Annotated in this window: 8 protein-coding genes; 6 read left to right on the plus strand and 2 right to left on the minus strand. The window is 43.8% G+C overall.

Annotated elements, in window-relative coordinates:
• Window positions 1-6,288: transferrin-binding protein-like solute binding protein (locus AC2SLM_RS03925; RefSeq protein ID WP_486552150.1), on the plus strand; the 6,288-nt coding region annotated here is incomplete at its 5' end.
• A gap of 330 nt (window positions 6,289-6,618) precedes the next feature.
• Window positions 6,619-8,181 (plus strand): surface lipoprotein assembly modifier, encoded by a 1,563-nt coding sequence (locus tag AC2SLM_RS03930; protein ID WP_486552152.1) that lies wholly within the window; start codon window positions 6,619-6,621, stop codon window positions 8,179-8,181.
• Between the two features lie 101 nt (window positions 8,182-8,282).
• Here AC2SLM_RS03930 and putP read toward each other — a convergent pair whose 3' ends face one another.
• On the minus strand, window positions 8,283-9,782 hold the full coding sequence (putP, locus tag AC2SLM_RS03935) for a sodium/proline symporter PutP (RefSeq protein WP_486542267.1): 1,500 nt from the start codon (window positions 9,780-9,782) through the stop codon (window positions 8,283-8,285).
• Between the two features lie 349 nt (window positions 9,783-10,131).
• Window positions 10,132-11,004, minus strand: coding sequence for a LysR family transcriptional regulator (locus AC2SLM_RS03940; RefSeq protein ID WP_486542265.1), 873 nt, complete (start codon window positions 11,002-11,004; stop codon window positions 10,132-10,134).
• A gap of 433 nt (window positions 11,005-11,437) precedes the next feature.
• Between AC2SLM_RS03940 and leuC the strand changes: the two genes are divergently transcribed.
• From leuC to AC2SLM_RS03960, 4 genes are all read left to right on the plus strand, one after another.
• Window positions 11,438-12,874, plus strand: a complete 1,437-nt coding sequence (leuC, locus tag AC2SLM_RS03945; RefSeq protein ID WP_486552153.1) for a 3-isopropylmalate dehydratase large subunit — start codon at window positions 11,438-11,440, stop codon at window positions 12,872-12,874.
• A 129-nt stretch (window positions 12,875-13,003) separates the two neighbouring features.
• A complete protein-coding gene (gene leuD, locus AC2SLM_RS03950) occupies window positions 13,004-13,654 on the plus strand; it encodes a 3-isopropylmalate dehydratase small subunit (protein ID WP_486552155.1) in 651 nt (216 codons plus the stop codon).
• Window positions 13,655-13,769: 115 nt separating this feature from the next.
• Entirely contained in the window at window positions 13,770-14,873 is a 1,104-nt protein-coding gene (gene leuB / locus AC2SLM_RS03955) for a 3-isopropylmalate dehydrogenase (RefSeq protein ID WP_486552156.1), read from the plus strand.
• 326 nt (window positions 14,874-15,199) lie between these two features.
• Window positions 15,200-16,264, plus strand: a complete 1,065-nt coding sequence (locus AC2SLM_RS03960; RefSeq protein WP_486552158.1) for a L,D-transpeptidase family protein — start codon at window positions 15,200-15,202, stop codon at window positions 16,262-16,264.
• Window positions 16,265-16,356 lie beyond the last annotated feature (92 nt).

A 16,356-nucleotide genomic window follows, 5' to 3' on the forward strand; every position in this document is an offset into this window, starting at 1 on the left:
ACTGATGCAGCTGCAGCTGCTGAAATTAAGAATGCACCTGAAGCTGATAAATCTGGCGTACAGACCTTAAACGTTAACGCTGGGCCACTTGGGGCCTTCAACACGACAACACGTGACTTTGCAGCGGATGACACCAGTGTTCAAGCAAGATCAGATGTGGCATCAGACAACCTACTACCCGCAGTAGAGATTACCACCTCATCAGACAATGACGCTGAGATGAGTAATGGCTTTAAGCAGTATGATGGTGAAGCTCTGATATCGATAACCAGTCCAATCAAAGCAGACTTACCATTAACCTATAGTTCAATCTACAAAGACTATCAAGATGACATGCGTATTGGTCATATTGATGGTTCAGCAGCACTAGGAGACAGTGCACTACCCGTAAACGGAGCAGCCGTAATAGGTAACGCCACAGTCGCTGAGAACGTACCAACAGAAGGTACAGCTGGATATACAGGTGATGCGACGTATCGCAAGATGGGAATTGGTAATGACATTGAATTTGGATCATCAGTATTTACCGCAGACTTTGTGGCTAAGAAACTAGACGGCACCTTAAGCTTTAACCAAGCAGGTAACATTGGTTTAACCGCAGGTATTGATGGTAATCAATTTTCAGGCAGTGCCGATGATAACGCGGGCTATGCAACCGAAGGCGGATTCTACGGTGGTGACGCACAATATCTAGGTGGTGTCTACGAAGGTAACGGCGCCCAAGGTACTTATGGTGCTAAATCTGATGCACAAACAGCAGCAGAGCAAGCAGCAGTAGATGCACAAGCTGCAGCAGATGCGGTACAGTCACAGATTGATGCGTTGAACGCAGAGGCTGAACAAGCGAAAGCAGCTGCTGAACAAGCGAAAGCCGATGCAGAAAAAGCGCAACTAGACGCAGAAAAAGCAAAAGAAAGAGCTGAAAACGCAGATAATAACGTGGGCAATGAAGAGGCGTTAAATGACGCTCTAGCGCGTGCAGAAGCTGCAGAAAATGCTGCTGCAACAGCACAAGCTGCGCAACAAGCCGCTGAATCAGCGAAAGTTGCCGCAGAAAATGCCCTAGCAGCTGCTCAAGCAGCCGCAGACAAAGCAGTGGGTGAGGCCAAAGCGGAAGCTGAGAAATTAGTTGCTGAAGCCAAAGCCGAAGCCGAAGCTGCCAACACAGCAGCCGAGACAGCGAAAGCAGAAGCTGATGCAGCCAAAGATACCGCTGCTACAGCGAAGATAGAAAAAGACCGCTTGGTAGCTGAAGCCAACGCTAAAGCAGACCAAGCACAGCAAGAAGCGCTACAAGCGCAGCAAGCAGCAGAAGCGGCTAATCAAGTAGCTGCTGAAGAGAAAGCCAAAGCGGCAGCGGCTCAGAAAGAAGCAGAAACCGCTAAATCAGAATTAGCGGACGCTCAAAAGGCGCTTGAAGAAGCAGAAGCTGCCTTACAAGATGCATTAGCAGGTGGTGGTAATACAGAGGCATTACAAGCAGAAGTAGATCGCCGAGCAGCAGCACTTGAAGCAGCCCAGAACTCAGCAACCGCAGCCCAACAAGCAGCAGCAGAAGCAATTGCAGCAGCTGAGGCTCAAGTAGATGCCGCACAAGCCGCATTACAAGCGGCTACTGATGCAGCTGCAGCTGCTGAAATTAAGAATGCACCTGAAGCTGATAAATCTGGCGTACAGACCTTAAACGTTAACGCTGGGCCACTTGGGGCCTTCAACACGACAACACGTGACTTTGCAGCGGATGACACCAGTGTTCAAGCAAGATCAGATGTGGCATCAGACAACCTACTACCCGCAGTAGAGATTACCACCTCATCAGACAATGACGCTGAGATGAGTAATGGCTTTAAGCAGTATGATGGTGAAGCTCTGATATCGATAACCAGTCCAATCAAAGCAGACTTACCATTAACCTATAGTTCAATCTACAAAGACTATCAAGATGACATGCGTATTGGTCATATTGATGGTTCAGCAGCACTAGGAGACAGTGCACTACCCGTAAACGGAGCAGCCGTAATAGGTAACGCCACAGTCGCTGAGAACGTACCAACAGAAGGTACAGCTGGATATACAGGTGATGCGACGTATCGCAAGATGGGAATTGGTAATGACATTGAATTTGGATCATCAGTATTTACCGCAGACTTTGTGGCTAAGAAACTAGACGGCACCTTAAGCTTTAACCAAGCAGGTAACATTGGTTTAACCGCAGGTATTGATGGTAATCAATTTTCAGGCAGTGCCGATGATAACGCGGGCTATGCAACCGAAGGCGGATTCTACGGTGGTGACGCACAATATCTAGGTGGTGTCTACGAAGGTAACGGCGCCCAAGGTACTTATGGTGCTAAATCTGATGCACAAACAGCAGCAGAGCAAGCAGCAGTAGATGCACAAGCTGCAGCAGATGCAGCGCAAGCGGCCATTGCAGAGCAGCAAGCAGCAGCAGACGCTGCTAAAGCAGCAGCAGACAAAGCTCAAGCCAATGCTGAGAAAGCACAAGAGGCATTAGTTAAAGCGCAAGAGAACTTAGCCAATGCAGGTGAAGGTGGAGACGGTGGATTAGCAGCCGCACTAGCGAAAGCCGCAGCCGCAGAAGCCGCACAAGCAGCAGCTGAAGAAGCAGCAACTAAAGCGCAAGAAGCAGAAGCTGCAGCGAAGTCCGCCCAACAATCAGCTGAAGAAGCCTTAGTGGCGGCACAAGAAGCAGCAGACAAAGCCATTGGTGAAGCCAAAGCCGAAGCGGATGCCGCTGTAGATGCCGCACAAGCAGAAGCGGATACTGCAAAAGCAGAGGCAGAAGAAGCCAAAGCGCAAGTGAGCGCTGCCAAAGCAGAAGTTAAAAAAGCTAAAGAAGACGCTGAGATAGCCATAGCGCAAGCGAACACCAAAGCGGAACAAGCCGAAGCCCAAGCTGCCGCCGCCCAGCAAGCAGCTCAAGAAGCCCAAGCACAAGCCGCTACTGAAAAGCTCAAAGCGGAAACAGCACAAGCAGAAGCGGATCAAGCCAAAGCTGATTTAGCAGAAGCACAAGCTGCCCTAGCCGAAGCTGAGCAAGACCTAGCCGATGCACTAGCTGCAGGCGGTGGTAACACAGACGCCTTAGAAGCGGCAGTAGCCCGTAAAGAAGAAGCATTACAAGAAGCCCTTGCTGAAGCCACCGCAGCCCAACAAGCAGCAGAAGCGGCTATTGCAGCAGCCCAAGCTGAGGCAGATGCGGCCCAAGCTGCATTACAAGCTGCCGCAGATAAAGCAGAAGCTGCTGCTATCAAGAATGATCCTGAAGCTGACAAATCTGGCGTGCAAACTATCAATGTAGGCGCATCAGTAACCGGTCTCTTAGGTGACTTTATTGCAACTACACGTGATTTCGAGGTAGCAGGTGATAGCCTTCAAGCTCGAGCTGATATAGCTTCTGATAATTTATTACCTATCGTTGACGTGGTTATATCTGGAGAGGGTGATACAGAACTGGCTAATGGCTTTATGAGTCATGAAGATAATACTGAAATCGCTACAGACTTAGGTGTGTTACCACTGGTTTATACCTCAGTTTATAAAAACTATAGTGATGACTTGCTTGTTGGTCATATTGACGGTACTGCTAGTCTAAGCGATACAAAGATTCCTGTGAACGGAGCAGCCGTTATCGGTAATGCCACATTAGCTGAGAACGTACCAACAGATGGTACAGCAGGTTATACAGGTGATGCGACGTATCGTGAAATTGGCATTGGTAATGACATTGAATTTGGAACTTCAGTATTTACTGCAGACTTTGTGGCTAAGAAACTAGATGGCACCTTAAGCTTTAACCAAGCAGGTAACATTGGTTTAACTGCAGGTATTGAAGGCAATAAGTTCTCAGGTAGTGCTGATGACAACGCAGGGTATGCAACCGAAGGCGGATTCTACGGTGGCGATGCCCAATATATAGGCGGCATATATGAAGGCAATGGCGCACAAGGTACTTATGGTGCTAAATCAGATGCACAAACAGCGGCAGAACAGGCCGCAGCAGAAGCTCAAGTCGCAGCAGACGCTAGCCAAGCAGCGTTAGCAGCGGAACAAGCGAAAGCCGAAGCAGCCCAAGCGGCGGCGACTAAAGCACAAGAAGATGCAGCTAAGGCACAAGAAGCGTTAGAGAAAGCCCAAGAAGCCCTAGCTAATGCAGGTGAAGGAGGAGATGGTGGACTTGCCGCAGCCATAGAGCGTGCAGAAGCGGCGGAAGCTGCTGAGGCGGCTGCAATAGATCGTGCAGAAGCAGCAGAAGCTGCAGAGGCGGCAGCAATAGAGGCGGCAACTAAGGCTGCTCAAGCGGAAGCGGCAGCCCAAACTGCACAAGCCGCCGCAGAAGAAGCCTTAGTTGCGGCACAAGTAGCAGCAGAGCAAGCGATTGGCGAGGCTAAAGCCGAAGCAGAGGCTGCAGTAGACGCCGCCCAAGCAGAAGCGGATACTGCAAAAGCACAAGCAGAAGAAGCCAAAGCCGAAGCAGCAGAAGCTGAGTCGGCTAAGCAAGCTGCTTTAGAAGCGAAAGCTTTGGCTGAGGTAGCCAAACAAGAAGCGGAATTAGCAGTTGCAGAAGCTCAGAAACGAGCTGAGGAGGCTGAAATCTTAGCCAATCAGTTTGATGAGTCTGATTCTGCAATTTCGGGCGTTCAAAATTCAGTAATCGAAGGTAAGTCTGAAATACTAGACAATTATTCGGCTGGGTATGACAAACTATTACTTCGCACAAATGAGTTAAGTGATAGAGTTCTAAATCCGATCGAAGTTAATTTGAAGGGTGATAACGATACTAACTTAGAAAATGGATTTAGTGAAAGTAAAGGTTCTGTCAATGTATTAGCTAAAAACTGGGCAAACTCACCTGTTAATAGTAAACTTAACTACACGTCAGTTTATAATAATTTTGATGATCAAATGCAAATTGGTCATGTATATGGTGAATTGCAACGTGGCGTCAGTAAAGACTTCACCTCTACTACGTATGTTCAAGGTAATTCAACGAGCGTTAGTGATATTGATAAGTTAGCTGCAGGTAAAGAAACAGAAGAGGGTAAAGCTCAATATACTGGTGTCGCAACGTTGATGGATGATAAGGACCTTATTGTTGATGTTAACGGTAGCTCTAAGTTTGATGTTGATTTTGTTGCAAAGTCAGTTGATGGTGAACTATCATTTAACGATAACAATACGATAACAGTTGGTGCTGATATCTCCGGCAATAAATTCACAGGAAATGTGAACGGTATTAAAACATCTGGCGGTTTCTATGGTAAAGGTGCTGATTTATTAGGCGGTGTTTATGCCGGCAATGGCGTTCAAGGTACTTATGGTGCAGAAAGAGTTAAACCAGTTATTGTAGAGCCAGGTGAACCTACAAACCCAAGCGAGCCAACTAATCCAGAAGTAGCTCCTGATCCTAAAATGACAGGCTTCCAATCAACTGCGTTGAGTAGTAAGGAGAAGACCCTTCCATTTGGTCTTGGTCAGCTCGATAATGCTATAGGCTATGTTGCTATACGTGATGATAAGTCTGAATTTACGACAACTACCGTAGAAAATGGCGCTGAAGTTCCAGTAGATAATCGTCAAGGCGATAACTTCAAGAGCTTCAGTGAAGGCGTTGTTCGAGGAGATATGGTTCAACCTTCAAGTGTGCTTGAACCCATCCAAGTGTCCTTACAAAGCTCTGGAGAAATTAAAGTAGATGCTGGTAAAGGGGGTTCAAATCCAACATATGAGTATACTTCAGTATATGAAAACTTTGACCAGCAGATGCAGGTTGGACACGTGTATGGAAACTTTAACTCACTTGTAGGAGATGTTTCTAGAGCTACTAATGTTTATGTTGAAGGGTATTTAACCAATCAAGCTGATATTGACTACTTAAAACAAGTTAATGATGGTAAGGCACAGTACACTGGTATAGCAACTTATATTGAGAATATTCATTTAGATGACAATACTAGTACAGCGCCAGTCAACGGGACATCTAGCTTTGACGTTGACTTCGTGAATAACTCAGTAGCTGGTGAGCTTGCGTTTGATGGTAACTTTAAGTATATGCCTGAAGGTAATAAGATTGGTATTGAAGCGACCATTGATGGTAATACATTTGCTGGTAATGTCAATGGCATCGATACTGCAGGTGGTTTCTATGGTGCAGACGCTAAGTTCTTAGGAGGTATATATCAAGATGCTTCTGTGGAAGGTGGCAAAGGTACAGTTGCTGGTACAGGTACTAGGTTCCAAGGTACGTTCGGTGCTGAAAAGCAGTAATTCAAAAGCCTAACGATTATTTGAACTATAGTAGAAAAGCGTCCCAAATGGGGGCGCTTTTTTAGTTGAGAGGTGATGTTAACGATTTGAATTAGATAGCATAAATTATTAGATAGACTGTTGTTAGAAAAAATAACAGCTTAAAGATATTTTTTACTCGCAAAATTACTATAAATATCTTATAGTTAAGGTAGCTTATATTACTTTTGCGAAATACTACTAAATTTACGATCAGTATTCGTGTTAGTACCCTAGTCAAACTAGGTTAAGTGCTTTAATTATAGGATATAAATTGAACGTTGGATTCAAGTAACATTGGTAAGGATAACCATGAAGCACCCATTTTTGTTAAGAACTCTCAGTACCTCCGTATTAATGGCTGCTGCCATTTACACTCCATTCGCTTATGCTGCCGACGATATTCCAGAAGGAGCGAATTATGATGGCGTCGTTGATGATTCAAATGATTTAGCTTCAGAGCTAGTACGTCTAGAGAAGCGTAATGCTGTACTTGATAAAACGGTACCTACTGCCAAGGTCACCACATCAGAGTTAAAAAGTGCGCTTGCACAGCGTCAACCGTTACGGACTGCACAAAATGTAGATATCGAAGCATTAAAAGCTGATCCTTTGACCTTCACTAAATATCTGAATGCGGCAATCGCTGCTCAAGATATGGAAACAGTGAAAGCACTATTACCTCACTATAAATCACTACAACTGAATGATCCGATGCTGATTAAGTTTGCGGATGCACTCGTTTATCGTAGTGAAGGTCAGAATAAAAAGGCCATTGAAATTTATAAAGGGATGTTAGCAAACAACTCTGACTTTCATCCAGTACGTTTAAACTTGGCTCAGACTTTATATGCAGATAAACAATACGCAGCAGCTCAAGATCAGTTATCGAAGCTCAGAGGGGTGGACATTCCCGAGCCAGTGATGGCAACAGTAGAGGGGTTGATAGATCGTATCAAGAAGCAAGAAGAATGGAAGTTTAACGCCTCTATTAGCTACATCGAAGATGATAACTTAAACGATGTTCCAGACGACTTTAAACCCAATGGCTATAATGCCGTCAAAAAAGAGTCTGGTAACGGGGTGCAAGTATCAGCCAGTGCCAATAAACGTATTAACCTGTCCAAAAACTACTATGCAGAAGTAGGCGGTAATGCCTTTGTTAAAGGCTATTGGAATGCCAGTGAGTACAATGACTATTTACTGACTGCGTCAGCAGGTGTGGGTTATGATGATGCTAAAAATGACGTATCTGTTACGCCGTTTGTAACCAGACGATTTTATAGCAAAGACCCTTATAGCTGGCGTAAAGGGCTGACCGTAAAAGGCTCACGTTGGATAAAGCCTCGTTTCAAGCTTACCGCAACGGGTATAATCTCTAACGAAACATTTGATAAAGACGAAGATAAAAATCGTGAGACAGACGGCCGATTTGTGGGTCTAAATGGATTATATCTACAAAGCGCGGGTCAATACTTCTATGGTGGTGTGGGTCATTATCGCAATGACGTGCCTGACTCAAGTATCATTAGTTATGACCGTAACTCTATTAACCTAGGTTGGGGCCGTGAATGGAATAAAGGTATTTCAACCTTGGCTACTGTCGGCTACGCTAAAAAGAAATATGACAATCCAGGTGATGATTTATCAGGTGGCGGGTTAGCTGGTTACTACAGAACCTTTGGTGGTGATTTTGGAGACAGACGCGAAGATAAGACAGCATCATTAGGTTTGCAAGTTTGGAAACGTGATTTCACGCTGCTTGGCTTGACACCGCGTTTGGTGTTTGATTATGACAAAACAAAGAGTAACTTCAAGTACTATGATGATCGTGATGATAAAACGGCAACGGTATTGTTAACCAAAACCTTCTAAGAGTTATTCTAATAATTGTCCATAAAAAACCTACAAAAAAACCTCGTCATTCAATGACGAGGTTTTTTTGATTTAAGAATAAGATTTTTGTAAGAAAAGATTTACTTTAGGTTTAGTTCCATCTCTTCATATTTCGCTTTAATGTGATCGCTTGGCTCGGCAGTTGCTAAACTACCAACAACGATAGCGATTGAGCTTAAGATAAAGCCTGGAATGATGGCATATAACCAGTCATTTAACGCAGTACCGTCTGCTGTTTCAAAGCCGCCGTAAACCCATAGAATGACAGTTACAGCACCAACAATCATACCGGCTAGAGCCCCATTACGGTTCATACGTTTCCACATTAAGCTGATCACAACCAATGGACCAAAGGCAGCACCAAAGCCTGCCCAAGCGTTAGAAACCAATGATAGAACAGAGCTATCTGGATCTGATGCTAAGAAGATAGATACGATAGCGACAAGTACAACAGAGATACGACCGACTAACACTTGACGTGCCTCTGGCGCGTCTCTATCAAAGAAAAGCTTATAAACATCACGCGTTAATGAACTTGATACCACCAACAGCTGAGATGAAATGGTACTCATAATAGCTGCTAAAATAGCGGCCAATAAGAAACCAGATACCAGCGGATGGAATAAGAAGTTAGTAAATACTAAGAAGATGGTCTCTGGATCATCTAAGGTCATCGCTGTTTTTTGTACATAAGCGCGACCAGCAAAACCTGTCATTAATGCACCGATTAAGCTGACAATCATCCAACTCATACCAATGTTACGTGCAGTTGGCACATCTTTGACAGAGCGGATGGCCATAAAGCGTACAATGATGTGTGGTTGTCCAAAGTAACCTAAACCCCATGCCATCAATGAAATGATGCCAAAGAAGGTCATGCCACTAAAGATGTTTAGCATCTCAGAGTCGATATTGCGGATGGCTGTGGTCGTTGCACTAATACCGCCAAGGTCCGTGAAGGCAACAACTGGTACGATAATCATGGCAAATAACATGATAACGCCCTGCACGAAGTCAGTGGTCGATACCGCTAAGAAGCCGCCAAATAAGGTGTAAGCCACAACAACGCCTGCAGTTACCCAAAGGCCAGTGCTATAAGACATGCCTAAAGCGCTGTCGAATAATTTACCACCACCAGCTAAGCTTGCTGCGGTGTAAACGGTAAAGAATAAGATAATAACAATGGCTGAAATAACTCTAAGCAGATGAGACTTGTCTTCAAAACGGTTAGCAAAGTAGTCGGGAAGGGTGATGGCATTATCTGCAATCTCAGTATAGACGCGCAGTCTTGGTGCGACTAAGATATAGTTTGCAAAAGCGCCCATGGTCAGGCCTAACGCAATCCAAATACTCACCACGCCTGAACTGTACATATAACCAGGTAGACCAAGTAACAACCAACCTGACATATCAGATGCGCCAGCAGAAAGAGCTGCAACGCCTGGGCTAAGGTTACGACCGCCAAGCATATAGCCTGAAGAATCATTCTCAGCCTTGAAGTAGGCCCAGATACCGATGCCAATCATCAGTAGAAAATATAAGGCGAGCGATATCAGCACGCCTGTTGATACTCCATTCATAATAAAATCCTTATATGATTTATTTTTTTAAGCACAAAAAAACCATTATGCAGCTAGTATCATAATGGTTTTGTTATGTGAACTAAAAATGTATCAACAAAAATTAATAGAATAATTTGATGGATTTTCTCACATAGTTTACCTGCATAGCAATCATCCACTATCAATTTAAAAGCCCTAGTATCAGCGCTCTCACCATTGGGTTACATCCTATTAACTTTTGGCAATATAGGAGTATTATAAAGCAAAATAAAGGTTATTACGAATAGCATTAATGGTTATAGATGATAAATTTGCTATTCAACCAGTTTTTGCCCAGATATTAGCCATGCTTTAAAGACTTTTATGATTAATCGATAGGGGCGAGCATCTGCATTAGGGCATCAACGCTGGCTGAACGGGTTAGACTTGGGTTAATCACCACGCCCAAATAACGCTGCAGCTCAAGGTCATCTGCCATATCAATACAGGCAAGCTCTTGGTTAATTAGGGTCTGCGGTAATACTGACCAGCCGAGTCCGACCGATACCAGCATACGAATCGATTCTAGAGGGTTGGTGGTCATGGTCGCGTAAGGCTTAAGGTTCTGCTTAGCGAATTCCGCTAGGGTAATCTGGCTCGTAAAGGTATTGGCGGCAGGCAAGATAGCAGAGTAATGTGCCAGTTGCTCTAAAGTTACGGCGTTTTTATGAGCAAGAGGTGATAAGGTGCCAGTCACAAAAAACAGCGGATCTGACCATAACGTATGATAGGTTAAGCGCTTGTCATAGACAGGTGGTAGGGTCAAAAAGGCCAAAGACAACTCGCCATCTAATACTGCTTTGTGAGCCGCTTCTGAGTCAACAAAATGCACCTCAAGCTGTACCGATGGATAAGCTTGAATAAACTGCTTTAGAACTGGCGGCAAATGATGTAGACCAATGTGGTGACTGGTACCAATGACCAACTTACCAGAGATTGTTTGCTGTGAATTTTGAATATTTATCTTAAAATTATCATAATCATCTAGCCAACGCTTGGCATGTGGTAGCAGCTCATTTGCAGCCGCAGTCGGCACGATACCGCGGCCTAAGGTATCAAATAAGGTGACCTTAAACTCATCTTCTAAATTCTTGATGCGCTTACTGACAGCAGGCTGAGTGATAAAAAGCTTTTCAGCCGCCCCTGATATACTGCCCGTTTGCATTACGGTAATAAAGGTTGTCAAATTTGTGGTATTCATGGTCAGCCTAAAACAAAAAAAGTGTATGTATGAATTACATATAAGATAAAGTTTGCTTTATGATAAAAATCATCAATTATTATTATATAACTTAGCTGTTATAATCTCAATAGATAAGAGACACGTTGATTGAAGTTTCAATCTACCGCCCTAACATTAAATCTAATGTCAACCCATAAGAGAGGGTGAATTAAGAAAGCTGCTAAGCTTATAGCAACAGATGCCATTAGTCATATTCCTATTATTATATATAATATTGTTATGAGACATCTGATTATTATTTATATGTTTGCATCAAGCGATTAGTTTTAATTGATTTTTATCATTATCTTTAATAAAACCCTTATTATTCTTTATTATTCAATTTTTTAACCTGCTTTTAGAACACAATATTTAGTTAATTTAATTTTATAAGCCAGCAAGGATACCTTCCATGTCAGCAACAAATTCAAATACTGCAAAAACGCTTTATGACAAGCTTTGGGATGCCCACTTGGTGAGCAAACGCGATGACGGTTCAAGTCTTATTTATATCGATCGTCATTTATTACACGAAGTAACCAGTCCTCAGGCTTTTGAAGGTCTAGCACTGGCTAATCGTGAACCTTGGCGCTTGTCTGCTAATATCGCAACTCCAGACCATAACGTACCGACTGTGCGTAAAGAGCGTTTAGAAGGTGTTAAAGGCATTAAGGACGAGATTTCTCGTTTACAAGTAAAAACGCTTGATGACAACTGTGTCAAATTTAATATCGCTGAATTCACCATCAATGATGTGCGTCAAGGTATTGTGCACGTTGTGGGACCAGAGCAAGGCTTAGTGTTACCAGGTATGACGGTTGTTTGTGGTGATTCACACACGGCAACTCATGGTGCATTGGGCTGCTTGGCTCATGGTATTGGTACTTCTGAGGTTGAGCATGTATTGGCGACTCAGTGTTTGGTACAGAAAAAGTCTAAAAATATGCTCATTCGCGTTAATGGTGAGCTTGGCGAGGGCGTTACAGCTAAAGATGTGGTATTAGCGATTATTGCTAAGATTGGCACAGCAGGCGGTACGGGTTACGCAATTGAGTTCGCTGGTGATGTATTCGAAAATATGAGCATGGAAGGCCGTATGACTGTATGTAATATGGCGATTGAAGCGGGTGCTCGCGTGGGTATGGTTGCTGTCGATCAGACTACCATCGATTATGTTAAAGGCCGTCCATTTGCGCCAACGGGTGCAGAGTGGGATCAAGCAGTTGAATACTGGAATACGCTACACTCAGATGCAGACGCTCATTTTGATGCGATTATTGAAATTGATGGTAGCGAGATTGCACCACAGGTTTCTTGGGGTACCTCTCCTGAGATGGTCGTGGATGTGACTGATAATGTACCAACACTTGATCAAGCTCAAGACGATATTCAAGCCGAAGCCTGGGAGCGTGCGTATCAGTATATGGGCTTAACTGCTGGTCAGCCGATTACTGATATTAAATTAGACCGTATCTTTATCGGTTCATGCACCAACTCGCGTATTGAAGATTTGCGTTCAGCGGCATCAGTGATTAAAGGCCGTAAAGTCGCTGATAACATCAAAGAGGCGATTGTGGTTGCCGGCTCTGGACAAGTGAAGCAGCAAGCAGAAGAAGAAGGCCTTGATAAGGTCTTTATCGAAGCGGGTTTTGAGTGGCGTGAGCCAGGTTGTTCAATGTGCTTGGCAATGAATGCCGATAAATTAGAGCCAGGTGAGCAGTGTGCATCAACCTCAAACCGTAACTTTGAGGGTCGCCAAGGTAATGGCGGTCGCACCCATTTGGTAAGCCCAGCAATGGCAACAGCGGCAGCATTGGCTGGTCACTTTGTGGATGTGCGTCACTTTTAATAATACGTCTAGTGATTTGCAGACACTTAGCGGTTTGCAAAGAGTCCTCATTAGTCGCTAGGCATATTTGCACCAATTGACCCAATATAGACGCTCTCTTCTCGACCATTTTTAAGGAATATATTTATTATGCAAGCTTATAATATTCAAACTGGTATTGTTTGTCCGCTTGACCGCTCAAACGTAGATACTGACCAAATTATTGCCAAGCAGTTTTTGAAGTCAATCAAGCGCACCGGCTTCGGTGTGAACTTGTTTGATGATTGGCGCTATTTAGATGAAGGGTACCCGGGTCAAGACCCGTCAACACGTGTGATTAATCCAGACTTTGTATTAAATAAACCACGTTATCAAGGTGCTAATATTTTACTTGCCCGTAAAAACTTTGGCTGTGGTTCAAGCCGTGAGCATGCGCCTTGGGCATTATCAGAATATGGCTTTCGTACGATTATTGCACCAAGCTTTGCTGATATCTTCTATAACAACTGCTTTAAAAATGGCATGTTGCCAATCGTACTGACCGAAGAACAAGTAGATGAGTTGTTCGAGAAATGCTTTGCTAATGAGGGCTATGAGCTAACAGCAGATCTTGAGCGTCAAGTGGTCATTGCACCAGATGGTACTGAGTATCCGTTTGAAGTTGACGAGTTTCGTAAGCACTGCTTGTTAAACGGTCTTGACGACATTGGTTTGACCTTGCAGCAAAGCGATGCGATTAAAGAGTATGAAACCAAGATGCTACAAAAGACCCCATGGATATTTAAAGACGTTAAAGCGTAAAGGTTATTTATATTAAAATAACTAAGCAAAATTAAAATGACTAAGCAAAACGATATAAATCGCAAATTGCTCGATAATTTCCCCATTTAAAAGAATATTATTTAGGAATAAAAACATGGCAACCGTATTAACGTTAGCAGGTGATGGTATTGGTCCTGAGATTATGACTCAGGCCGTGGATGTTTTAAAAGCAGTCAATGGTAAGTTTGACTTAGGTATTACCTTAGAAGCGGCTGATATTGGCGGCGTTGCTATTGATAATTATGGCGTGCCTCTGCCTGATGAGACGTTAGATAAAGCGCGTAAAGCGGATGCAGTGTTGTTAGGCGCTGTTGGTGGCCCTAAGTGGGATGGTATTGAGCGCAGTATTCGTCCAGAGCGCGGTCTGCTTAAGATTCGTAGTGAACTGGGTTTGTTCGCTAATCTACGTGTCGCTAAGCTGTATCCGCAATTAGCAAATGCATCAAGTATTAAGTCTGAGATTATCTCTGGTTTAGATTTGCTGATTGTACGTGAATTGACAGGTGGTATTTATTTCGGTGAGCCGCGCGGCATCCGTACATTAGATAATGGTGAGCAGCAAGGCTATAACACCATGGTTTATAAGACCTCAGAGATTGAGCGTATTGGTAAAGTGGCGTTTGATTTGGCGCAAGTGCGTGCCAAAGCCAATGGCACACCGGCAAAGATTTGCTCCGTGGACAAAGCCAATGTGCTTGAAGTGACGGAGCTTTGGAAGCAGACCATGATTAAGTTGCAAGAGTCTGAGTATCCAGATGTGGCCTTAAGCCATATGTACGCTGATAATGCGTGTATGCAGCTGATTAAAAACCCTAAGCAGTTCGATGTGATGGTTACAGGTAATATGTTCGGGGATATCTTGTCTGATGAAGCTGCGATGTTGACCGGCTCAATCGGCATGCTGCCTTCAGCAAGCTTGGATGCGCAAGGTAAAGGTATGTACGAGCCGTGTCACGGCAGTGCGCCAGATATCGCTGGTCAGGATAAGGCTAACCCATTGGCGACTATCTTATCCGTTGCGATGATGCTGCGTTATACCTTTAAGCATGAAGCGTCAGCCGCTGCGATTGAACAAGCGGTTAGCGATGTATTAGACGATGGCCTACGTACAGGCGATATCATGGACAGCTCTGAGGCAGGCCTCAAAGTGGTTGGCTGTAAAGAGATGGGTCAAGCGGTACTTGCCAAACTGCAATAAGCCAAGCGATACATCGTTAAGGCTCAAAGCACAAGGCCATTAAAATTCAAAACGCATTACACTCTTTAAGAGTCTGATGCGTTTTTTTACGTTCAGATATACATAAGTTAGCATATCTTAACTTTTATGCCGTTCAAAGCATCTTACTTAATAGGTAATATAGACATCACACAATAAGAAGAACATCTAGCAGGGCAAACGGTTTTAATTTTTAATTTTTATCTATTAGCTATAGGCCAATACTGCCAATTAAATAACGATAAGCCAACTAGAACCAAGCGCCTGATTTAACCATTTATATTGCATTAATTTGAGGATATCTAATAATGACTTTGCAAACGCATACTCCCTTCGGGCTAACCAAAAAAATGACTGTACTGGCTTGTGCGATCTTATTATCTACTGGCGCAATCGCTGAAACTGGTGTAAGCCAAAAGTTAGAGGGCAGCGGTGAGGTAAAAAGCACCTTGAATAAGGTATTACCTACGCTTAAATACTCTACCGACAATTTATCTAGCACCGCTAAAAAAGTAAATAGCAGTAACTGGAAGTCAGGTACTAAGTTAAATCAAACCATCGGCACCAAAGTACAAGCCATGCTTAACTGGAATCATCATGGTGTGGGTGCTATTGATGGTAAGTGGGGCAAGAACACACGCAAAGCGATGCAGGCATTCCAACAAGCCAATGGGTTGTCAGTGACTAATAACTTAAACCAAGAGACATGGAATGCATTGACTAATAACAGTGAATTGGCCAATCAACCTGTGTTGGTTAATTACACGTTGACTGATGATGATGTGAATTTTAAGACTACTAAGATTCCGGCAGGTGCAGAAGCCAAAGGTGAGCTTGAAGGCATGTATTATGAAAGCATTCCAGAGGGTCTAGCTGAGAAATTCCATATGGATATGCAGTATCTTAAACAGCTAAATCCAGGTAAAAGCTTTAAAGCAGGCGAGACTATCACGGTATATAACCCAGGCAATCCAAATACCGCTGCAGTCAGCCGAGTGGTTGCTAAAAAGAGCAATCAAACTCTATATGCCTATGATAAGGACGGCAATTTAGTCGCGACTTACCCCACTACTGTGGGCAGCACCGCGACACCATCGCCTTCAGGTACACATAAGGTAAAAGTAAAGGTCCATGAGCCAAACTATACCTATACTGGGAATGATGGCAGCAAAACTATTATTCCTCCAGGTCCGAACAATCCAGTTGGTGTGGTGTGGATTGGTTTAACCAAACCGTCATATGGTATTCATGGTTCACCAGATCCTGAGCGTATCAGCCGTCAAGCCTCTGCAGGCTGTGTCCGTCTTACTAACTGGGATGCGCTAGCCTTATTTGGTACAATTGACGATGATGCGACAGTAGAATTTGAATAAGCAAATTTGATTGCTATTGTCAGACTATATCCTTAATTATCCGCTATACAATAAAATGGTCCTACTTTAAAAGTAGGGCCGTTTTATTTGGG

This window comes from Psychrobacter sp. CX16 (assembly GCF_057396245.1).